Annotated in this window: 18 protein-coding genes and 1 pseudogene; 15 read left to right on the top strand and 4 right to left on the bottom strand. The window is 62.8% G+C overall.

Going from position 1 to position 20,358, the window contains the following annotated elements; all coding sequences use genetic code 11:
* Nucleotides 1–89: 89 nt before the first annotated feature.
* The gene (locus tag BXA07_RS10660) at nucleotides 90–2,573 is read right to left on the bottom strand and encodes an alkaline phosphatase D family protein (protein WP_244556241.1); all 2,484 of its coding nucleotides are present in this window, start codon (nucleotides 2,571–2,573) and stop codon (nucleotides 90–92) included.
* Between the two features lie 143 nt (nucleotides 2,574–2,716).
* On the opposite strand from BXA07_RS10660, the gene BXA07_RS10655 reads away from it, so the two are divergent.
* The 11 genes from BXA07_RS10655 to BXA07_RS10605 all read left to right on the top strand — a co-directional run bounded on the left by BXA07_RS10655 (nucleotide 2,717) and on the right by BXA07_RS10605 (nucleotide 12,300).
* On the top strand, nucleotides 2,717–3,442 hold the full coding sequence (locus tag BXA07_RS10655) for a YebC/PmpR family DNA-binding transcriptional regulator (protein WP_076567914.1): 726 nt from the start codon (nucleotides 2,717–2,719) through the stop codon (nucleotides 3,440–3,442).
* Between the two features lie 164 nt (nucleotides 3,443–3,606).
* Nucleotides 3,607–4,875: a phosphoribosylamine--glycine ligase gene (gene purD / locus BXA07_RS10650; protein ID WP_076567913.1), complete on the top strand. Its 1,269-nt coding sequence runs from the start codon at nucleotides 3,607–3,609 to the stop codon at nucleotides 4,873–4,875.
* Between the two features lie 125 nt (nucleotides 4,876–5,000).
* Entirely contained in the window at nucleotides 5,001–5,792 is a 792-nt protein-coding gene (locus tag BXA07_RS10645; protein ID WP_076567912.1) for a hypothetical protein, read from the top strand.
* Nucleotides 5,793–5,896: 104 nt separating this feature from the next.
* The gene (gene hemF, locus BXA07_RS10640; protein ID WP_076567911.1) at nucleotides 5,897–6,811 is read left to right on the top strand and encodes an oxygen-dependent coproporphyrinogen oxidase; all 915 of its coding nucleotides are present in this window, start codon (nucleotides 5,897–5,899) and stop codon (nucleotides 6,809–6,811) included.
* Entirely contained in the window at nucleotides 6,808–7,503 is a 696-nt protein-coding gene (gene nadD / locus BXA07_RS10635) for a nicotinate (nicotinamide) nucleotide adenylyltransferase (RefSeq protein WP_076567910.1), read from the top strand. The genes hemF and nadD overlap by 4 nt, the downstream gene beginning before the upstream one ends.
* Nucleotides 7,504–8,193 carry a ribosome silencing factor gene (gene rsfS / locus BXA07_RS10630; protein WP_076567909.1) on the top strand — a complete coding sequence of 230 codons (690 nt, stop codon included), beginning with the start codon at nucleotides 7,504–7,506 and terminating at the stop codon, nucleotides 8,191–8,193.
* A 6-nt stretch (nucleotides 8,194–8,199) separates the two neighbouring features.
* Nucleotides 8,200–8,670, top strand: coding sequence for a 23S rRNA (pseudouridine(1915)-N(3))-methyltransferase RlmH (gene rlmH, locus BXA07_RS10625; protein WP_034747108.1), 471 nt, complete (start codon nucleotides 8,200–8,202; stop codon nucleotides 8,668–8,670).
* Between the two features lie 8 nt (nucleotides 8,671–8,678).
* Nucleotides 8,679–9,299 carry a Maf family protein gene (locus BXA07_RS10620; protein ID WP_076567908.1) on the top strand — a complete coding sequence of 207 codons (621 nt, stop codon included), beginning with the start codon at nucleotides 8,679–8,681 and terminating at the stop codon, nucleotides 9,297–9,299.
* A 43-nt stretch (nucleotides 9,300–9,342) separates the two neighbouring features.
* On the top strand, nucleotides 9,343–10,806 hold the full coding sequence (gene rng / locus BXA07_RS10615) for a ribonuclease G (RefSeq protein WP_076567907.1): 1,464 nt from the start codon (nucleotides 9,343–9,345) through the stop codon (nucleotides 10,804–10,806).
* A 2-nt stretch (nucleotides 10,807–10,808) separates the two neighbouring features.
* A complete protein-coding gene (locus BXA07_RS10610; protein WP_076567906.1) occupies nucleotides 10,809–11,597 on the top strand; it encodes an AraC family transcriptional regulator in 789 nt (262 codons plus the stop codon).
* Between the two features lie 79 nt (nucleotides 11,598–11,676).
* On the top strand, nucleotides 11,677–12,300 hold the full coding sequence (locus BXA07_RS10605; RefSeq protein ID WP_076567905.1) for a LysE family translocator: 624 nt from the start codon (nucleotides 11,677–11,679) through the stop codon (nucleotides 12,298–12,300).
* On the opposite strand, the gene BXA07_RS10600 is transcribed toward BXA07_RS10605, so the two are convergent.
* From BXA07_RS10600 to BXA07_RS10590, 3 genes are all read right to left on the bottom strand, one after another.
* Nucleotides 12,276–12,815 (bottom strand): hypothetical protein, encoded by a 540-nt coding sequence (locus tag BXA07_RS10600; RefSeq protein ID WP_244556240.1) that lies wholly within the window; start codon nucleotides 12,813–12,815, stop codon nucleotides 12,276–12,278. The two genes, BXA07_RS10605 and BXA07_RS10600, sit on opposite strands and share 25 nt — an antisense overlap.
* 84 nt (nucleotides 12,816–12,899) lie before the next feature.
* On the bottom strand, nucleotides 12,900–13,370 hold the full coding sequence (locus BXA07_RS10595; protein WP_076567903.1) for a hypothetical protein: 471 nt from the start codon (nucleotides 13,368–13,370) through the stop codon (nucleotides 12,900–12,902).
* Between the two features lie 111 nt (nucleotides 13,371–13,481).
* The gene (locus BXA07_RS10590; protein ID WP_076567902.1) at nucleotides 13,482–14,513 is read right to left on the bottom strand and encodes a LacI family DNA-binding transcriptional regulator; all 1,032 of its coding nucleotides are present in this window, start codon (nucleotides 14,511–14,513) and stop codon (nucleotides 13,482–13,484) included.
* A 208-nt stretch (nucleotides 14,514–14,721) separates the two neighbouring features.
* Between BXA07_RS10590 and BXA07_RS10585 the strand changes: the two are divergent.
* The 4 genes and pseudogenes from BXA07_RS10585 to BXA07_RS10570 form a co-directional block, all read left to right on the top strand.
* Nucleotides 14,722–15,960: pseudogene (locus BXA07_RS10585) on the top strand (malic enzyme-like NAD(P)-binding protein); the annotation flags it as partial.
* A 254-nt stretch (nucleotides 15,961–16,214) separates the two neighbouring features.
* Complete coding sequence (locus BXA07_RS10580) at nucleotides 16,215–17,426, top strand: O-antigen ligase family protein (RefSeq protein ID WP_076567900.1); 1,212 nt, start codon at nucleotides 16,215–16,217, stop codon at nucleotides 17,424–17,426.
* 51 nt (nucleotides 17,427–17,477) lie between these two features.
* Complete coding sequence (msbA, locus tag BXA07_RS10575; protein ID WP_076567899.1) at nucleotides 17,478–19,211, top strand: lipid A export permease/ATP-binding protein MsbA; 1,734 nt, start codon at nucleotides 17,478–17,480, stop codon at nucleotides 19,209–19,211.
* 35 nt (nucleotides 19,212–19,246) lie between these two features.
* The gene (locus tag BXA07_RS10570; RefSeq protein WP_076567898.1) at nucleotides 19,247–20,347 is read left to right on the top strand and encodes a glycosyltransferase family 9 protein; all 1,101 of its coding nucleotides are present in this window, start codon (nucleotides 19,247–19,249) and stop codon (nucleotides 20,345–20,347) included.
* Nucleotides 20,348–20,358 lie beyond the last annotated feature (11 nt).

Below are 20,358 nucleotides of genomic sequence, written 5' to 3'. Positions count from 1 at the left end.
GACACCACCGCAACGTAACCCGCCCCCCATCCCCGCCAACCATGTTGTCGGATTACGCGCGGCATCGCCGCGCTAATCCGACCTACCCTTTACGCCACCACCACCGCCGCTGCGCCCGCCGTCACCGTAGCCGTCGTCACCCGCGCAATCACGTTCGCTGGCGCCGCCGTGCCGATCAGTTTATTCACCTGCTTGAACTGCGCCACCAACTTGCCTGGCGTCAAGGTCACCACCGTGTAGCCCTGCGCGTCCGTGTTCAAATGCTTGATCCACGGATTGTTGCCCAGGCCGGACAATTGCTGCGCCAGGCCCAGCAGGGTCGTATTGAAGTCAGTGCTCGCTTTCAATCCAGCCTGCACGGCAGCGACCGTCGCATCCAGCTGGGCTTCCGGCACGCCCTTGGCGGCCAGGGCGCCGCGCAACTGCACGCGCAGCTGCTCCAGCAGGCTGTCGACGGTGGGTGCGGTCTTGCCCATGGTGTAGTCAAGCAGGTTGACGTCGAGGTTGACCGTGCCCAGGCCCGTGACGGGAATGGCCAGCGGATAGCTGACGAGGGTGCCGATGTCGCCCATGGCGCCGGCGGCCGACTTCAGGTAGCTGAAGAAGGAATCCGAACTGACGCCGGCCGACACCAGGTCCACCATGACGGGCGTGCCGCCGCCGGCCGCGTCGAAATCGTCGCTGACCGTGCCGGCAAAGAACGAGTGGATATCGCCCGTGATGGCCACCACATTGCCGATGGCATTGCTTTTCAGGTGCGCCATCAGGTTCTTGCGCTCGCTGTTGTAGCCGTCCCACTGGTCGCAATTGAGCAGGAAGCGCGTGAAGAACGGCGCCAGCGCCGCCTGCTGGCCGGAGGCGGCGACAAAGCTCGAGGCGGCGCCCTTGGCCTGCACGTCGGGCTTGATCCAGCCAAAGGCGATCACCTGCGCGGCGGCCGCCGGCGTGGCGCTGTTGTAGGCAGCCACCGTGATGCCGGCCTGGGCCGCGCTCAAACCGGCGCCCACGGCAGCGGCGCCCTGCGCGCTGGCGTTGGCGGGCGCGCCGGCAATCGCCATGGCCGCCGCCTGCGCCACGGACTGCGATGCGCCAGCCGTCGAGGCGGCCACGATGGCGCATGCCAGCGGCACGCTGCCGCCCACCAGCGGCAAGGTGCTGGCGATGGCCTTGCCCACGTTGGCCATGGCGCTCAGGGCCAGCAACGTGGCGATCGCATCCGTGCCATTCAGGCCCATGCGCAGCAGGGACACTTCATTGCCCCACAGCTTCCACGTCGAGGTGGCCGCCTTCATCTTGCCCTTCCACCAGTCGCGCTGTGTGCTGCCCAGCATGCCGACGGCAGCCAGCGGGTCGGTGCCGGCTTTTGTGGCGGCCGCCATTTTCTGGCCTTCCACGCTGTCGAACAGCGCTTGCGGCACCAGGTAGCGGCTGCCGATGCTGCCCAGCGGCTTGCCCGTGGCAGGATTGATGGTCGATTCGGCAATCGCATGGTCGGCGCGGTACAGGCGCTCGTCCGTCATCACCAGCTGCATCAGTTTGCCGAACTGGAAATCGCGGTAGATCTGGATGTTCTGGAACGTTGTCGCGCCGGCATCAAACGTGACGTCGGCCGGCATGTATTCGAACCACGCCTGGTTGGCGCTGCGGCGGCGGGCCGGCTGGTGCAAGTCGCTGCCATCAGGCGCCACGATGCCTTCGTAGGTGGAGGCGTCCTGCCAGGCGTCGTCCGTGAATTCGTGGTCATCCCAGATGGCGATGAAGGCAAAGCGCTCGTGCACGGCCTGCAGGCGCGTATCGGTGCGGTATTTCTTGTACAGGTAGCGGTAATCGGCCACGGTGGTGGCGTATTTCGCGCCGGAGGTGCCGCTCTTGAACGTGCCATCGGGCAGCTTCAGCTGGTCGTGGCGGCTCTCCACGGCGCCGCTCTGGAAGGCTTCGCCCACCGTTTCATAGATGTAATCGCCCAGGTGGACGATGAAATCGAGCGATTCATTGGCGGCGATGTGCGACAGCGCGCCCCAGTGGTTGATGCTCCAGTCCTGGCACGTCAGGTAGGCGAACTGCAGCTGCGACACGTCGCTGGTCGCGGCGGGCGCCGTCTTGAAGCGGCCCACGTTGGAGCGCACGTCGCCGGCGATGAACTGGTAAAAATACACCTGGCCCGGCTGCAGGCCCGTCACCTTGTGGCGCAGGGTGTTGTCGAAATCGGCTTTCAGCGGCAGCTTGGCATCGACGATGGGCGTGCCGGCCAGGGCCGTGTTGCCGCCCAGAGCGGCCGTATTGTCGGCCGAACTGACGATCAGGCGCACGGCAACGTCCGACTTGCCGGCCACGGCAGGCGCAACGGCGTCGAAACTGGCGGGCACGACGCGCGTCCACAGCATGGCGCTGTCGGCGCGCGGATCTCCCGAAGCCACGCTTTGCGGAAATTTCCAGTCGCTGCCCGAGGCCAGCGGCACACCAGGATCGCTGTAATCGGTGCTGCCGCAGGCGGCGAGGCCGACAGTGGCCACGGAGACGGTAATAAAACCGCCCAATTTCAGAAATTGCCGCCTGTCCATTTGACTTGCCATGATGTCGCGCCCTCGATATGGTGAAAGCGCGTCACTTTAGCAACAGATTGTGTCATCCTGATGACGGGGCCATGCCGCTTGGCAGGGGGCCGATATGCTAAAATGTCGGCCACAATTGAACACCCGTCTAAGGAAGATTCGACATGGCAGGACATAGCAAATGGGCCAATATCAAGCATAAAAAGGCTGCCACCGATGCCAAGCGCGGCAAAATCTGGACGCGCCTGATCAAGGAAATCACGGTCGCGGCCCGCATGGGCGGCGCCGATATCGCGGCCAATCCGCGCCTGCGCCTGGCCGTCGACAAGGCGGCTGACGCCAATATGCCGAAAGACAACGTCCAGCGCGCGATCAACCGCGGCAGCGGCGGCGTCGATGGCGCCAACTACGAAGAAGTGCGCTACGAAGGCTACGGCGTGGGCGGCGCGGCCGTCATCGTCGAATGCATGACCGACAACCGCGTGCGCACGGTGGCCGAAGTACGCAACGCCTTCAACAAGAATGGCGGCAACATGGGCAACGAAGGTTCGGTGGCCTTCATGTTCCAGCACTGCGGCCAGCTGCTGTTCGCGCCGGGCACCGACGAAGACAAGCTGATGGAAGCGGCCCTGGAAGCGGGCGCCGAAGACGTCATCGCCGACGAGGAAGGCGGCTTCGAAGTGCTGACCCCCGTGCACGATTTCGCTACCGTCAAGGAAGCGCTGGAAGCGGCCGGCTTCAAGGCCGAAGTTGCCGAAGTCATCATGAAACCGGCAACGGAAACCGTGTACTCGGGCGACGACGCCATCAAGATGCAAAAGCTGATCGATGCGCTGGAATTGCTGGACGATGTCCAGGAAGTATTCACCAACGCCCTCATCGAAAACTAGGCACGGGGTAAAAAAGTCCATGGCGGCGTTGCATGGCCTCGCCGTACTAGCCGTACTGTCTTCGGCCATGCGCCTTGCCCTGAACATTTTTACCGCGTGCTAGGCAATATGTTAAACAAGGGCGGCAGCGCCGCCCCGCAACCCTCACTGAACGAACGGTCCCTATGAAAATTCTGGTAGTCGGCTCTGGCGGCCGCGAACACGCCCTGGCCTGGAAACTGGCCCAGTCCGAACGCATACAGATGGTGTATGTCGCGCCGGGCAACGGCGGCACCGCGCGCGATGCGCGCCTGGTCAATCTCGACATCAGCGACCCGCAATTGCTGGCCGACTTCGTTCAGCAGGAGCACATCGGCCTGACCGTCGTCGGCCCGGAAGTGCCGCTGGCAGCCGGTATCGTCAACCTGTTCCGCTCGCGCGGCCTGAAAATCTTCGGCCCGACGAAAGAAGCGGCGCAGCTGGAATCGTCGAAGGACTTCGCCAAGGCCTTCATGCAGCGCCACGGCATCCCGACGGCTGCCTACCAGACGTTTTCCGACGTCGCTCCCGCGCATGCCTACGTCGACGCCATGGGCGCGCCTATCGTCATCAAGGCCGACGGCCTGGCCGCCGGCAAGGGCGTCGTCGTTGCCATGACCCTGGAAGAAGCGCACCAGGCGGTCAACATGATGCTGTCCGATAACCAGTTCGGCGACGCCGGCGCGCGCATCGTCATCGAGGAATTCCTCGCCGGCGAAGAAGCGAGCTTCATCGTCATGTGCGACGGCAAGAACATCCTGCCGCTGGCCACCAGCCAGGATCACAAGCGCCTGAAGGACCACGACCAGGGCCCGAACACGGGCGGCATGGGCGCGTATTCGCCGGCACCCATCGTCACGCCGGCCATGCATGCGCGCGTCATGCGCGAAATCATTGTGCCGACCATCCAAGGCATGGCCAAGGACGGCATCACGTTCACGGGCTTCCTGTACGCCGGCCTGATGATCGACGACAAGGGCACGCCGAAGACGCTGGAATTCAACTGCCGCATGGGCGACCCGGAAACGCAGCCCATCATGGCGCGCCTCAAAACCGACCTGGTCACCGTCATGGAGCACGCCGTCAACGGCACGCTCGACGCAGTGGAACTGGAATGGGACCGCCGCACGGCCGTTGGCGTCGTCATGGCCGCCGCCGGCTATCCGGACGATCCCGTCAAGGGCACGCTGATCGGCGACATCCCGGCCGAAACGCCGGACTCCGTCACCTTCCATGCGGGCACCCGCGTCGAGGGAGAGCGCCTGGTCACCAATGGCGGGCGCGTATTGTGCGTGGTGGGCCTGGGCGACAGCATCAAGATGGCGCAGAAGCAGGCATATGAAACCGTGGAAAAAATCCATTTCGACGGCGCGCAATACCGCCGCGACATCGGCTGGCGCGGCCTGAAACACTAAGCACGCCAGTTGCGGCAAGCGGCGGGGCCGGCGCGGAATGCATCCGCCCCGGCCCCGTTTGCATGGGCGCGCCAAAAAACCGGGCTTTGCGCTAAGATTTTGCCTTCTTGACAAAGTTACAGCCCATGACCCGTCACTCCCATCCCGCCCTCGCCCAGGTACGCCAACTCGGCCTGATCTCGGAAAATGAACTCGACGACGCCATCGCCGAACTGGAGATTCTCGCCCTGGACGAGGAAGACGACGTCGACATGCCACGGCTGGCCGCCGATGCGACAGCCGCCGATGCGCTGGCATGGCTGCTGCACACCGACCTGCTGCCGCAGGACGACTTCCTGCGGCGCGTGCAGGATCTGCCGCGCCGGCATGGCAGCCCGGCCTTGTTCGAACGCCAGCAACTGGCCGCCGACGCGCTCAAGCTGGTCAATCGCCGGGCCATCGACACCCTGTACGACGAAGATCTGATCAGCCCGTGGCAACGCGACACCGCCTACGCCAGCTTGCCCGTGGACCGCCTGCTCGCCTCGCCTATTGCCGCCCTGCGCGAGATGCTGCGGCAGGGCACCTTGACGGCGCAGCAATTCGAGCTGCTGCGCACGCGCCAGCATGGCTCGGAACTGGGTCGCATCATCGTCGATGGCACCGCGCGCCAGATCCGCCGGGATCGCCCCGCCTGTGCGCGCCCGGGCACGTGGGTGATGGCAGCGTTGCTGGTGCTGGTACTGGCCTTTGCCGGCCGCGCCTTCATCTCCAGGCAGGCGCCCTCTTCCACCGCCGCCGTCACCGGGCAGGGCGTCGAGCGGCCTGACTTGCAGCGGCGCGCCGCGCAGGCAGTGGAGAATGCGCGCGTGCCCGGCGCCGGGGCGGACCTGTCCATCACGGTGGTGCAGGACGGCGCCACGCCAGCGGCGCGCTGAATCGCTACAACAAACGCACGGCGCAAGCGCCGCCCTATCACAAAAACGCGTAACAGGGTACAATCCGTCCTTACTTTTTTATTTCGGCCTCGTCGGCCCACGCGATGTCGTCAACTCCCTCTCCTTCGGCCGTCAAGGCCTACTTACTCGATTTACAAAGCCGTATCGTGCAGGCGCTCGAAGCGCAGGACGGCAAGCCCTTCCTGACAGATGCCTGGCAGCGCCCCGAGGGCGGCGGCGGCATTTCGCGGCTGATCGAGGAAGGCAATGTCTTCGAACGGGGCGGCGTGAATTTTTCGCACGTCACCGGCGCCGCACTGCCGCCATCGGCCGCGGCCGCGCGCCCTGAACTCGGTGGCAAGGCGTGGGAAGCGATGGGCGTGTCGCTGGTGCTCCATCCGCGCAATCCCTATGCGCCCACGGTGCACATGAATGTGCGTTTTTTCAGCACCGTGAATGCCGATGGCGAACCCGTATGGTGGTTCGGCGGCGGCATGGACCTGACGCCATATTATGGCGATGCGGGCGATGTGAAGCACTTCCACCAGGTGTGCCATGATGCGCTGGCGCCGTTTGGCGACGAATTGCATCCGAAGTTCAAGCAGTGGTGCGACGATTATTTCTACCTGAAGCACCGGCGCGAAGCGCGCGGCGCGGGCGGGATCTTCTTCGATGACTTCAACGCCCTGGGCTTTGACGACAGTTTCTCGATGATGCGCAGCGCCGGCGACGCCTTCGTCAAAGCCTATGTGCCGATCCTGGCGCGCCGCAAGGACACGCCCTACGGCGAGCGCGAACGCGATTTCCAGTGCTACCGGCGCGGACGCTATGTCGAGTTCAACCTGGTGTTCGACCGAGGTACCCTGTTCGGCCTGCAGTCGGGCGGACGCACCGAGGCGATCCTGATGTCGATGCCGCCCGTGGTCAAGTGGCGCTACGACTGGCACCCGGAAGCGGGCAGTCCCGAAGCGGCGTTGTATACTGACTTCCTCGTGCATCGCGACTGGCTGCAGGCGTGACGGAAGTTGGCACGGCGGGTAGTACTGTGAACAGTACGGCGTGCGTGACGCTATTGGGCGGCAGCTACGATCCGGTGCATATGGGCCATGTCGCGCTGGGCACGCATTTTTCCAGCCTGCTGCACGCCGATGAACTGCGCGTGATCCCGGCCGGCGCCCCCTGGCAAAAGGGTAAACTGGGGGCCAGCGGCGCGCAGCGCGCCGAGATGGCCAGCCTGGCCTTCACCGGCTTGCCCCTGCCTGTGGTGATCGACCGCCAGGAAATCGAACGCAGCGAACATGGCCTGGCCAGCTACACCATCGATACCTTGCGCCAGGTTCGCGCCGAGCTGGGGCAGCGCGCTTCCATCGTTTTCCTGATGGGCGCCGACCAGCTGCAGCGACTCGCGACATGGCGCGAATGGCAGCAATTATTTGAATACGCGCATATCTGCGTCGCGGCCCGCCCCGGCTTCGCGCTGAATGACACAGCAGTACCGCAAGTGGTCGCCGACGAGTTTTCGCGCCGCCTGGGGTCTCTGGAAAGCATCCGCAACACGCCGCACGGTCTGACTTATCTGGCACAGGACTTCGCGGTGGATATCTCCGCCACCGAAATACGTGCGGCATTACAACGGGGGAATCGGGCAAACCCGCTTGTTTCCCCGCTAGTGCTAGACTATATTGAACAACATAATTTATACAAAAGCTAAATGGACATCAAAAAACTGCAAACCCTCGTCGTTGACGCCCTGGAAGACGTCAAAGGCCAAGACATCGCCGTCTTCGAAACGAGCCACCTGACCAGCCTGTTCGACCGCATTGCGATCGTCTCCGGCACCTCGAACCGTCAAACCAAGGCGCTGGCCGCCTCGGTGCGCGACAAGGTCAAGGACGCCGGCGGCCAGATCATCGGCATGGAAGGCGAGGACACCGGTGAATGGGTGCTGGTCGATCTGGGCGACATGATCGTGCACATCATGCAAGCGCCTATCCGCGCCTACTACCGCCTGGAAGAAATCTGGGGCGACACCCCCGTCAAGCTGGGCGCCGCCAAGCGCGCGCCGAAAAAAGCGGCCGGCGACGAGCCGAAAAAGGTCAGCGGCCATCTGGCGGCAAGCAAGGCCAATGTGGAAGCTTCGCCCGTGATCGAAAAGAAAGCGCCTGCGAAGAAAGCCACGGCTGCCACCGCCGCCAAGAAAGCCCCGGCGAAAAAAGCCGCCGCTTCCAAAGCCGTCGGCAAGACCGTGAAAGTCGCGCCTACCAAGACCGAAGCGGCTGCCGTGAAAGCGCTGAAAGCGCTGCCGGAGAAAAAAGTACGCGCCCCACGCGCGGCCAAGCCGGCAGCCGATGCTGCACCGGCAAAAACCGTGATCAAGCGTATCAAAAAAGTCGAAGCGTAAGCCTCGATGCAGCTCATCATCGCTGCGGTCGGCCATAAAATGCCGGCCTGGATAGAGACGGGCTTCGCGGAATACGCGAAGCGCATGCCGCCGGAATTGCGCATCGTGCTGAAGGAAATCAAGCCGGTGGAGCGTTCCGGCAGCAAGACCGCCGCCACGGCGATGGCGCTTGAACGCGAGCGCATCGAAGCCGTCCTGCCCAAGGGCGTGCGCATCATCGCCCTCGACGAACGCGGCAAGGACCTGACCAGCGTCGGCCTGTCGCAGCAATTGATGGCGTGGCAGCAGGATGGCCGCGACACGGCTTTCCTGATCGGCGGCGCCGATGGCCTCGATCCGCAACTCAAGGCGCGTGCAGAAGGCATGCTGCGCATTTCCAGCATGACCCTGCCGCACGGCGTGGTGCGCGTGATCCTCGCCGAGCAGCTCTATCGTGCCTGGTCGATCACGCAAAACCACCCCTATCACCGCGTCTGAACTTCCCCATGAAAACGGCCGATCACAAGATCTACCTCGCTTCCAAAAGCCCGCGCCGGCGCGAACTGCTGCGCCAGATCGGCATCGATTTCGAATTGCTGCTGCTGCGCAGCGACGGCCCGCGCGGTGCCGACGTCACAGAGGAAGTCCTCCCCGGCGAATCGGCGCTCGACTATGTTGCCCGCGTATCGAATGAAAAAGCCGCCTTTGCCTGGGACCTCGTGCGCCGTCGCCACCTGACCCCGCGCCCCGTGCTGGCGGCCGATACCACCGTCACCATCGACGGCATCATCCTCGGCAAGCCGGCGGACCGGGAGGAAGCCGTGGCCATGCTGCAGCAACTGTCGGGCCGCACGCACGAAGTACTCACCTCGATCGCCGTACACTACAAGGATTTCGCCGAGCAACGCACGCAGGTGTCGCAAGTGCGCTTCGGCGCACTCTCGCCCGCCTCGATCGCCGCGTATTGCGCCACGCCGGAACCGTACGACAAGGCCGGCGGCTACGGCATCCAGGGCAGCGCCGCCCTATTCGTCGAGCACATCGAAGGCAGCCATTCCGGCATCATGGGCCTGCCCCTGTACGAAACCGCACAGTTGCTAAGACTGGCAGGTTTGCCCTTGCCCTGAACACGGGTATGATGTCATTCGTTGCCTCCACTCCCGCGCCTACATGAACGAAGACATCCTGATCAATATTACGCCGCAAGAAACGCGCGTCGCCCTCATCCTGCAGGGCGCCGTGCAGGAATTGCACATCGAGCGCACGCTCACGCGCGGCCTGGCCGGCAATGTGTATTCCGGCAAGGTGGTGCGGGTATTGCCGGGCATGCAGTCGGCTTTCATCGACATCGGCCTGGAACGCGCCGCCTTCCTGCACGTGGCCGACATCTGGGAAGCGCGCGGCCACGACGGACAGAACGCCACGCCGGCACCGATAGAAAAAATCCTGTTCGACGGCCAGGTGCTGACGGTGCAGGTGATCAAGGACCCCATCGGCACCAAGGGCGCGCGCCTGTCGACGCAGATCTCCATCGCCGGGCGCATGCTCGTGTACTTGCCACAAGATAAACACATTGGCATCTCGCAGAAAATCGAGAAGGAAGCGGAGCGCGAGCAGTTGCGCGTGCGCCTGCAAAGCCTGCTACCCGCCGACGAAAAGGGCGGCTACATCGTGCGCACCATGGCCGAAGACGCGTCCGACGCCGACCTGAAGGCGGACGTCGACTACCTGCGCAAGACCTGGAGCACCATCACGCACGGCGCGCGCACGCGCCCAGCCACCAGCCTGCTGCACCAGGACTTGAACCTGGCGCAGCGCGTGCTGCGCGACTTCGTCGGCGATGAAACGGCCACCATCCAGGTCGACTCGCGGGAAAACTACGTGAAATTGCGCGAATTCGCGGAAATCTACACGCCCAGCGAACTGACGCGCTTGCAGCATTACACGGGCGAGCGCCCCCTGTTCGACCTGTACGGCGTGGAAGAAGAGATTTTGCGCGCGCTGGGCCGCCGCGTGGATTTGAAGTCCGGCGGCTACCTGATCGTCGACCAGACGGAAGCGATGACCACCATCGACGTCAACACAGGCGGTTTTGTGGGCGGGCGCAATTTTGCCGACACGATTTTCAAGACCAACCTGGAAGCGGCGCACGCCATCGCGCGCCAGCTGCGCCTGCGCAACCTGGGCGGCATCATCATCCTCGACTTTATCGACATGGACAATGCCGAACACCGCAACGCCGTGCTGGCCGAGCTGAAGCGCACGCTGTCGCGCGACCGCACCAAGGTTTCGGTGAGCAATTTCTCGCCGCTGGGCCTGGTGGAAATGACGCGCAAGCGCACACGCGAGTCGCTGGCCCACATCCTGTGCGAACCGTGCCCCGCCTGCGCCGGCAAGGGACAAGTGAAGACCTCGCGCACGATCTGCTATGAAATCCTGCGCGAACTGCTGCGCGAAGCGAAGCAGTTCAACCCGCGCGAATTCCGCATCCTCGCCTCGCAGGAAGTCGTGGATTTATTTTTAGAGGAAGAATCGCAGCACCTGGCCATGCTCGGTGATTTCATCGGCAAGAAAATTTCGCTACAGGTGGAAAATGCCTACCACCAGGAGCAGTACGACGTGATTTTGATGTAGTCATGCCGGGCACCAGCGCCTTCTGGCGCGACCCGGCTCTGCCCCACGTGGAGAGCCGGCGCGCCTGCCACAGCCGGGCCTGCTACAAGCCCCACAGCCATCCCACGTTTTCCATCGGTGCCGTCGACGAAGGCGGCAGCATCTTTACGGGCAGCAAAGAGGGCAAGGTGGCTCTTGGCAATGGCAGCCTGGTGCTGGTGCCGGCCGGCTGCGTGCACGCCTGCAATCCACTGCCTGACGCCGCCTGGAGCTACCAGATGCTGCATCTCGATGCGCAATGGCTGCAAGCCCACGCGCCGGCGCTCGATGGCGACACGGCGACGGTATTGCATTGCCCGCTGCTGTACGCGCAGTTTTGCGCCATGCATGCGCTGCTGTCTTCAACGGCGGGCGCAGGTGAAAAAAATGCGGCGCTGCTGGCGTTCCTGGGCGCCTGCGCCAGTGCCCGTGCAGACCTGCTGCCCTCGGAACGCAAGCCGGTGCCGCGGCAGCTGGCGCCCGTGCTCGCAACGCTGCAGGCCCAGCCCTCGGCCAGCCTGCGGCAACTGGCGGAAGCGGCAGGCCTGAGTCCTTATCAATTGATCCGCGCCTTTCGCGCCGCCACGGGCATGACGCCGCATGCCTACCAGCTGAACGCGCACGTCAACCGCGCGCGCAGCCGCTTGCAGGCAGGGACGGCGTTGGCGCAACTGGCGCATGAGCTGGGCTTTGCGGACCAGAGCCATCTGCAGCGCGTCTTCAAGGCGCATGCGGGCATCACGCCGGGGCGCTATCGCGGCCAGGGCGGCTAGAGCGCCTGCAATTTTCTTCAATACGGGCTGCCGCCAGCCCCTGCATACTCGCGCATCGCCATTGCCCGAGCCGAACCCCATGCAGGATTTCCTCTTCATCGCCGCCGCCCACTTTCTGTCCCTGCTGTCGCCCGGTCCCGATTTTTTCCTGATCGCGCGCACCTCGCTGGCCCACGGCTGGCGCGGCGCCGCCGGCACGTGCGTGGGCATTACCGTGGCCAATGCGGTGTTTATCGTGGCGGCGTTTGGCGGACTATCGGTACTGCGGGCGGGCAGTACGGCATTCATGGTGGTGCGGCTGGCGGGATGCGCCTATCTGCTGTACCTGGGCTGGCTGTTCCTGCGCCATGCGGGCAAGAGCAGCCTGGATGCAAAGCCTGCCACCGGCAAGGCGCGCTGGCGCGGCGGTATCGTGATGGGGTTTGTCTCCGCCATCCTGAATCCGAAGAATGCGCTGTTCTACGTCAGCCTCGCCACCGTGCTGGCCGCCAGGCAGACGAGTCCCGCTGCAATGGCGGCGTATGGCGCGTGGATGGTCTTTGCCGTGCTGGCGTGGGATATGGCGGTGGCGCTGGCCATCGGCAGCACCGCCCTGCGCCAGCGCTTTGCGCGCGCGCTGCCGTCGCTGGAACGGCTGTCGGGCGTGATGCTGATCGTGCTGGCGGTGGCGCTGCTGGTTCAGGCGGGCAGCGGGTCCAGGTAAAACACGGCATACACTTTCAACGGCGACGTCTCTGTCGCTTTTTCCGAGCGCACGACGGAGCAGTCGTCGGCGGCCAGGCTGCGCCAGTTCTGGATGCCGGCCTTGGCGAACATCGCGTGCGCCGGGGCGTTGGCGGCCAGGTCCAGCACCAGGCAGGCGTTACGCGGCCCGGCGCCGTAGTTGACGGCGCGGATTTCAATGCCGAAGGTCGTCATCCACGGTTCCCACAGGCCTTTTTCCTTGCCAGCGGCCATGCGTTCGAGCATCTCGCCAAACGTCAGGCCCTTCTTGACGGTGCTGCGCAGGGCGGCCAGCGACGGCGCCAGGCGCGGATCGGGCTGTTTGTTACCGGCGCGAATCTCCGCGATCGCCTTCAATTCCTTGATGATGGCCGCATCGCGCTCCGTGTAATCGCGCATGCGCGCATAAAACTCGGCGTCCAGGAAGGGATTGACGGTCAGCTTGGCGACGCCCTCTTCGCGGCGTTTGGGGGATGGCGTATTGGTTTTGGTCATGGCGATAGAGGGCAAGAGAAACGATGAGGGGCGCCAGTTTAACACCTTGCGACAGCGCCGGCATGCCTTGCCGGCGCTTTCCTGCTATGTCGGGCGGGAACGCGATGGCGCAAGGGCCGCGGCGCGCGCGCCGGGTGGCATGAAAGCACGCCGCGGCCCGAAGAGGAAAACGGCGCCCGCATACAGTCCCGCCAGGGGGAAACGCACTTCCTTGAGCAATTGATGAAAAATGGCGATCGACTGCGCGCGGGTGACGGGAATTTGGGCGCGCCACTGACATAGCACGTCATGCACGAGGCTGGCATGATAGGTCGCGGGCAAGCCCAGGTGCTGCGCACCATCGGGCGTGCCCACGTAAAACAGGCCGAACACGCTGATGCAGGGCGAACAGCCATCCCAGGCGTAACCGGCGCGGATACGGATGGCCGATTCGCGTATCGTCACCCACTCGTTTTCAAACTCTACGCCTTCGAGCAAGGCGGAACAATAGCCATAGTCGCTGCCCAGCGCATAGCGCCAGGCATTGCCGGGCTTGCCGAAGTGCTTCGGCATCATTGGCCCCGCCGAGGTGAGCGCCGCTGCTGTCGCTTGCTTGTCATCTGCATGGCTTTGTCTTGATCATTATCAATATCAAGATTTAAACATACTCAAGCAAAAGAAGCGCAATCAGCGCGAAGCGCGCGGTGGCGCCGTCGATTCGCGCACCACCAGTTCCGGCTTCAGGCGCACGTCCAGCACGGCGGCATCCGGCGTGTCGATGGTTTGCAGGATCAGGCGGGCCGCTTCCGTGCCGATGCCGTGATGGCGGATGCGGATGGTGCTCAACGGCGGACGGATCATGTCCATGTAGGGCATGTCGTTGTGGCCCACCACGGAAATATCCTCGGGACAGCTCAAGCCCAGCTCGCGGATGGCGTCATAGCAGCCGATGGCCACCAGGTCGCTGCCGGCCACCACGGCCGTCGTCTGCGGCGACTGGCGCAGCAGTTCCAGCAGGGCCGCCTTGCCGCACTCGCGCGAATAGCCGCTGCTTTCAAAGACGAACGCTTGCGACGGATCGAGTTCGCTGGCCTGGATGGCGGCCAGGAAGCCGAGACGGCGCACGTGGCCCGTGGACAGGTTTTCCGGGCCCGCGATATGGGCGATATGGCGGTGGCCCAGCGCCAGCAGGTGCTCGACGGCCAGGCGCATGCCGACCACGTCGTCGCTGACGACGCAGGAAGCGACGCCCGTCTCGTCGCTGCGGTTGACGGTCACCACCGGCACGTTCTGGTCGATGCACATCTTGATGACGGGATCGTCGCGGCGCGCCGTGGCCAGGATCAGGCCATCGACCTGCTGCCCCAGCAGGCGGTTGATGACGAACAACTGCTCTTCTTCGTCGGCGCCCACGTTGGCGACGATGGCCAGGTAGCCATGCTTGCGCAAGCCTTCCTCGATGCCCAGCAGGATCGGAGGAAACACGGCGTTGGTAATGTCGGGCAGGACCACGCCGATGATGCGCGACTTGCGCGTGACGAGGGTCGAGGCGGCCCGATTCGGCCGGTAGCCCAGCCGGCCCGCCTCGGCCAGCACGCGCGCCGCCACTTCTGCGCTGACCATTTGCCGCGTTGCCGGATTCATCACGCGCGAGACGGTGGAAAAATGCACGCCGCTGGCCCGCGCTACATCGCTTAAGGTGGGGTTCTTGTTTGTCATGGGCTTCCCGGATCGCAATACAGCAATTTTATCGTAAAAAATCGCCATTCCGTCAAAAACCGAGCAAACGCTTGCATTGAAATAAAGCCATTGCCCAAAGCGGTTTTGATCGACTTCCCATCAAACGAGCCTTGACAGCGTGCAAACGCTTGCATAACATGGCTCAGACTTACCACTCGGGCCATGCATGCCCTCCCCAAGAATTCCTATGTCTACTTCCCACAGCAAGCACGCCGAACAGAACGGCGAAACCTTCAACCTGAAAGAAGCCGCCCTCGCCTATCACGCACAACCCCGCGCAGGCAAGATTTCCGTCACACCAACAAAACCGCTGGGCGATGCCCGCGCCCTGACCCTGGCGTATTCGCCGGGCGTGGCCTTCGCCTGCGAAGCCATCGTGGAAGATCCGCGTACGGCCGGCACCTACACCTCGCGCAGCAACCTGGTGGCCGTGATCACCAATGGCACGGCCGTGCTGGGCCTGGGCGATATCGGCCCGCTGGCCAGCAAGCCCGTGATGGAAGGCAAGGCTTGCCTGTTCAAGCAGTTTGCCGACGTCGATGTGTTCGACATCGAACTGGCCGAGAACGATCCCGACCTGTTCATCGACACCGTGGTCCGCATGGAGCCGACCTTCGGCGGCATCAACCTGGAAGACATCAAGGCGCCCGACTGCTTCTATATCGAACAACAATTGCGCAAGCGCATGAACATTCCCGTCTTCCATGACGACCAGCACGGCACGGCCATCATCGTCGCGGCCGGCATCCTGAACGGCCTGGAACTGGTCGGCAAGGACATCGGCAACGTCAAGGTAGCCGTTTCGGGCGCCGGCGCGGCCTCGATCGCCTGCCTGGACCTGCTGGTCTCGCTGGGCCTGAACAAGTCGCTGCTGAAAGTGTGCGACAGCCAGGGCGTGATCTACCCGGGCCGCGATGCCAACATGGAAGAGAACAAGGCGCGCTACGCGAATGACACGAGCGACCGCGACCTCGCCGACGCCATGGTCGGCGCCGACATCTTCATCGGCGTGTCGAAAGGCGGTGTAGTGAGCGCGCAAATGGTCGAATCCATGGCCGCCAAGCCCTTGATCTTCGCTCTGGCCAATCCGCACCCGGAAATCGCCCCGGAGAAGGTGCATGCCGTGCGCGACGACGCCATCGTGGCCACGGGACGTTCGGACTACCCGAACCAGATCAACAACGTGCTGTGCTTCCCGTACATCTTCCGCGGCGCACTCGACGTGGGCGCCACCACCATCAACGAAGAAATGAAGCTGGCCTGCGTGCGCGCCATCGCCGCATTGGCAAAAGAACCGCTGCCAGGCCACGAAACGAGCGCGCTGACGCCGCTGCAACTGATTCCGTCGCCATTCGACGAGCGTCTGCGCAGCTGGGTCGCGCCTGCCGTGTCGCAAGCGGCGATTGCCACCGGCGTGGCCACGCGCGTGCCAGCGACAGCCTGAGCCGCATGACCAAGGCAGTCACACCTTAACAAAATTACAGCAAGTTACCATTGCTTACAAAAAAACCATGGCTGAAAACCATGGTTTTTTCGTTTCTGCCCCTGAATACGATCAAATCGTTAGCAATAAGCAAATGCCAGGCGGGTATTTTTGCATGAACCTTCGATTACAATGACGCCTACTTTATGTTGCTACAGTTGCCATAATGGCGACAACGTGCGTTACCAAGGATATTCATGCTCGGTCTGACTTCTGTTTGTGTTTTTCTTTTTTCGGCATTGGCGCTGGCTGTCACCAGCGGATATTCCCTTGGCGCGCTGGTTCTCCTGCTGGCCAGCACATATTTGCTGTGGAAACGCCCCCGTCTGAACCTGCAACGCCGGGACTATCTGTTGCTGGGCACCTTGTTACTGTATTTCTGTGTCTTCACGGCCAACATGCTGTACCACGCGGATCCCGCCCGCGAACTTGATATGCCATTGCGGACACTGCTGGCGATGCCTGTGCTGCTGCTGCTGATTGCCTACCCACCGCGACCGGCGGCCTGGTGGAGCGGCCTCGCCATCGGTGCCATCAGCGGTGCGGCTCTGGCCTTGTGGCAGCTTCTCGCACTCGATATGGATCGCCCGCAAGCAGCAACGAGCAATGCTATCCACTATGGCAATGTCAGCATGTTGTTTGGCATGCTAGCCCTATGCGGCCTAGGCTGGGCGCGCGAGCAAAAGCACCGCCTCGCATGGAGCTTGCTGCTGCTGGCCGGCGGCCTGACAGGCATTCTCGGTTCCATCATCAGCGGCAGCCGCGGCGGTTGGCTGGCGCTTGCCGTCTGCGGCTGCCTTTTTGCCTACTATTATTCGAAGGGACGCGGCGTACGCTATCTGCTTGCTCTGCTCGCTGCACTCCTGGCGGTGTTCGTGCTCGCCTATACGCTTCCCAACTCCGGCGTCCCCCAACGCGTAGCGGTGGCTGTCACAGACATCAAACAGTATCAGAGCAACGACAATGTGACCACCTCCATTGGCCAGCGCATAGAAATGTGGCGTACCGCATGGTCCCTATCGAGTCGGCATATCTGGCTAGGCTTGGGGCGCAGCGGCTATATGGCTGCGAAGCAACAACTGGCGGAAGAAGGCAAGATGGATAAGATGATCAAGGACCATACCAATGCCCACAACGACTACCTCGATGCCCTGGTCAAGCGCGGCATCACCGGCGTAATGGCCTTGCTCGCCCTCTTCCTCGTTCCGCTGACCCTGTTCGCCCGCAGCGTGCGCCATAGTGCCGCCCCAGCGCAGCCATACGCGCTGGCGGGCGTAATACTGTGCACCTGCTACATGATTTTTGGCCTGACAACGAGCTCGCTCACCCTAAATATCGGCATCATCATGCTGGCCTTCCCGATGGTGATACTGTGGGCCATGCTGCGCCATCAAGAGCGCACTTCCTGAGTTCTTTTTCCGCCTAGCCGTTTTTGCTGTCTCCTGCAAGGAATCGTACCGATGCTCACGCCCGACCTGAAGCGCCTCACCGCGCTGCACGCGCCGTATAAAAAACACCTGGCCCTGGCCCTGCTGGCAATGGTCGTCACGGCGGCAACGGAACCATTGTTGCCGTATGCGCTCAAATTATTGCTCGACAATGGATTCGGCGGCAAAGTCAATTTTTCCTTCTGGCTCGTACCGCTGATCGTCATCGGTATCTTTGCCATGCGCGGCGCATCGACGTTTGCCAGCAGCTACCTGATGAGCTATGTCTCGACACGCATCCTCAACGAATTACGGCGCCGCATGTTTGCCAGCATGCTGAGCCTGCCCATCGACTTTTACAACACGCATACGGTCGGCAAAGTCATCAACTCGATCATGTTCGAGGTGCAACAGATCATCGAGATGGTGACCAAGGTGTTTACCTCCATCGTGCGCTCCTCGCTGACCGTGCTGGGCCTGCTGGCCTGGCTGCTGTACCTGAACTGGGCACTGACTCTGGTAACCCTGGTGCTGCTGCCAGTGCTGACCATCGTCGTGCGCACCACGGGCAAGCGCCTGAAAAAGCTCAACCGCGACTCACTGGCCGTCAATGCCGAGCTGACCCAGGTCATCGAGGAAACCACGCGCGCCCAGCAAGTGATCAAGATTTTCGGCGGCCAGGACTACGAAAAATCGCGCTTCGAGGAGCGCGCCGAACAATTGCGCCGCTACAGCATGCGCATGACCACCACCTTTTCCGCCACCGTACCCATTACCCAGGTGATCACGGCCGCCGCCGTGGCCCTGGTCATCGTGATGGCACTGTTCCAGTCGGAGCAGGGGCAGATCACCGTCGGCGGCTTTGTTTCCTTCATCACGGCCATGCTGATGCTGCTGACACCGTTGAAACAGCTGGCCGAAGTCAACGGCCCCCTGCAGCGCGGCATGGCCGCCGCCGAGGAAGTCTTCCTGCTGATCGACAAGACGCCGGAACGCACGGGCGGCAAGCCGCTCGCTGGCCGCTGCAGTGGCCGCATCGAGTTCAAGGATGTGAGCTTTGCCTATCCAGGCCATCAGGAACCGGCCTTGCAACACATCAACCTGAGTATTGCACCGGGACAGACGGTGGCCTTTGTCGGCATGTCCGGCGGCGGCAAGTCCACCCTGGTCAGCCTGCTGCCAGGCTTTTACTCGGTCACCGGCGGACAGATTCTGCTCGATGGAGAAAATATCGATGATATTGCCCTGACCAGCCTGCGCAGCCAGATCGCCATGGTCAGCCAGCAGGTTGTGCTGTTCGACGATACCCTGGCCGCCAATATCGCGTATGGCGACGCGGCGCCGGACCGGCAGCGCATCGAAGCGGCAGCGGCCGCCGCCTTCCTGTCCGACGTGATCGATGGCTTGCCCGACGGACTGGAAACGCGCCTCGGCGACAACGGCTCGCGCCTGTCCGGCGGCCAGCGCCAGCGCGTGGCCATCGCCCGCGCCATTTACAAGGATGCCCCCATCCTGATCCTTGATGAAGCCACCTCGGCACTGGATACGGAGGCGGAACGGGCCGTACAGGCGGCGCTGGAGCACCTGATGCAAGGCAGAACGACATTAGTTATTGCTCATAGACTATCAACAATTGAACGTGCGGACCGTATCGTGGTATTGTCACATGGGAAAATAATGGAAACCGGCAGTCACCAGCAATTATTGGATGCCAATGGCGCGTATGCCAATCTGCATCGCCTGCAATTTTCCCAACAAGTGGTTTGATACCATCGAATGAATACCTGAAATCGTACTGATACATGACGCCTTTGATTCCCGCCGAACTTCTACAAAAGTCGGACAAAATTCTTTTCATCGCCCACCTGGCGCTGGGAGACTTCACCTACCTGCAAAACGGCTTCCGCGCCTTTGCCGCGGCCTACCCCCATATTCAGATCCACCTGTGGGTCGACGAAGTCCGGCGCACGTCCGACGCCAGACAGTGGGAGGGCTTGCGTACTTATTCACTGTACGATTGGGTCGAGCAATCGGGCCTGTTCGCCAAGATCTACCGCAAGACCTACAGTCCGGCGCTGTACGAAGAGTCACTGCACGAAGCCCAGGCGGAGCATTATCCCGTCGTCGTCTCGCTGGCCCACGTGCGGCCGCAGCAGTATGCGGACCTCGCCCGCAACATCAGCCCGAACGGACTGGTGATCGGCACGCGCAAGCCATTCAGCCCGCTTCGCCCCTGGCATTATCTCGCCTACCGCAAGATCGACGCCGTGCTGGCGTCATATGCCGGGCAGGACGCAGGCGAGCACCATATCAGCAGCGTGTATGCGGACTGGTTCCATCAATTGACGGGACTCGATATCCCCGTGGCCGATCGCTATCCCTTCGTCCACATTCCAGAGCACGCCTTGCAGCAGGCGCAGGAACAGTTGGCTACATGGGGCTTTGCGCCGCGCCAGGGGCCGCTCGTACTGCTGAATCCGTTCGCCAAATCGCATAAACGCGGTTGGCCGCTGGAGCGCATTACAGAACTGGTCGCGCGCATGCAAAAAATGCCGAAATGGCAGCACGCGTGCTTCCTGATCAATGCCATGCCGCAGGAACTGGCCAAGGTAAACGCCGTCGTGCAAGCGCATGGCTTGCCGCGCACGCAAGCCTTCAGCGCCGTCGACAACTTTTTCCAGCTGCCGGCCATGCTGGCACAATGCGACCTGATTATTTCGGTGGAAACGTCGATCATGCACCTGGCGAACGCCGTGCATGTGCCCGTAGTGGCGCTGATGCGCAAGAAAAACCCGGAATGGGCGCCCTTCGACAGCGCCAACAGCACCGTGATCACGGTGGCGCGGCGCAGCGACTGGGTCAAAGCCATCTCGGTCGATCAGGTATTGCAGACGATCGCGTAGACAGCTCTTGC

This window comes from Janthinobacterium sp. TND4EL3, from assembly GCF_900156175.1.
GTDB lineage: Bacteria > Pseudomonadota > Gammaproteobacteria > Burkholderiales > Burkholderiaceae_D > Janthinobacterium.
Note: the sequence above shows the minus strand (reverse complement) of the source record. Positions and strands in the feature narration are given on the sequence as shown.

Bases quoted from the DNA above. Each gene is read 5' to 3' on its own strand.
- BXA07_RS10660 (WP_244556241.1), bottom strand. From the start codon at position 2,573: ATGGCAAGTCAAATGGACAGGCGGCAATTTCTGAAATTGGGCGGTTTT.
- BXA07_RS10655 (WP_076567914.1), top strand. From the start codon at position 2,717: ATGGCAGGACATAGCAAATGGGCCAATATCAAGCATAAAAAGGCTGCC.
- purD (WP_076567913.1), top strand. From the start codon at position 3,607: ATGAAAATTCTGGTAGTCGGCTCTGGCGGCCGCGAACACGCCCTGGCC.
- BXA07_RS10645 (WP_076567912.1), top strand. From the start codon at position 5,001: ATGACCCGTCACTCCCATCCCGCCCTCGCCCAGGTACGCCAACTCGGC.
- hemF (WP_076567911.1), top strand. From the start codon at position 5,897: ATGTCGTCAACTCCCTCTCCTTCGGCCGTCAAGGCCTACTTACTCGAT.
- rsfS (WP_076567909.1), top strand. From the start codon at position 7,504: ATGGACATCAAAAAACTGCAAACCCTCGTCGTTGACGCCCTGGAAGAC.
- rlmH (WP_034747108.1), top strand. From the start codon at position 8,200: ATGCAGCTCATCATCGCTGCGGTCGGCCATAAAATGCCGGCCTGGATA.
- BXA07_RS10620 (WP_076567908.1), top strand. From the start codon at position 8,679: ATGAAAACGGCCGATCACAAGATCTACCTCGCTTCCAAAAGCCCGCGC.
- rng (WP_076567907.1), top strand. From the start codon at position 9,343: ATGAACGAAGACATCCTGATCAATATTACGCCGCAAGAAACGCGCGTC.
- BXA07_RS10610 (WP_076567906.1), top strand. From the start codon at position 10,809: ATGCCGGGCACCAGCGCCTTCTGGCGCGACCCGGCTCTGCCCCACGTG.
- BXA07_RS10605 (WP_076567905.1), top strand. From the start codon at position 11,677: ATGCAGGATTTCCTCTTCATCGCCGCCGCCCACTTTCTGTCCCTGCTG.
- BXA07_RS10600 (WP_244556240.1), bottom strand. From the start codon at position 12,815: ATGACCAAAACCAATACGCCATCCCCCAAACGCCGCGAAGAGGGCGTC.
- BXA07_RS10595 (WP_076567903.1), bottom strand. From the start codon at position 13,370: ATGATGCCGAAGCACTTCGGCAAGCCCGGCAATGCCTGGCGCTATGCG.
- BXA07_RS10590 (WP_076567902.1), bottom strand. From the start codon at position 14,513: ATGACAAACAAGAACCCCACCTTAAGCGATGTAGCGCGGGCCAGCGGC.
- BXA07_RS10580 (WP_076567900.1), top strand. From the start codon at position 16,215: ATGCTCGGTCTGACTTCTGTTTGTGTTTTTCTTTTTTCGGCATTGGCG.
- msbA (WP_076567899.1), top strand. From the start codon at position 17,478: ATGCTCACGCCCGACCTGAAGCGCCTCACCGCGCTGCACGCGCCGTAT.
- BXA07_RS10570 (WP_076567898.1), top strand. From the start codon at position 19,247: ATGACGCCTTTGATTCCCGCCGAACTTCTACAAAAGTCGGACAAAATT.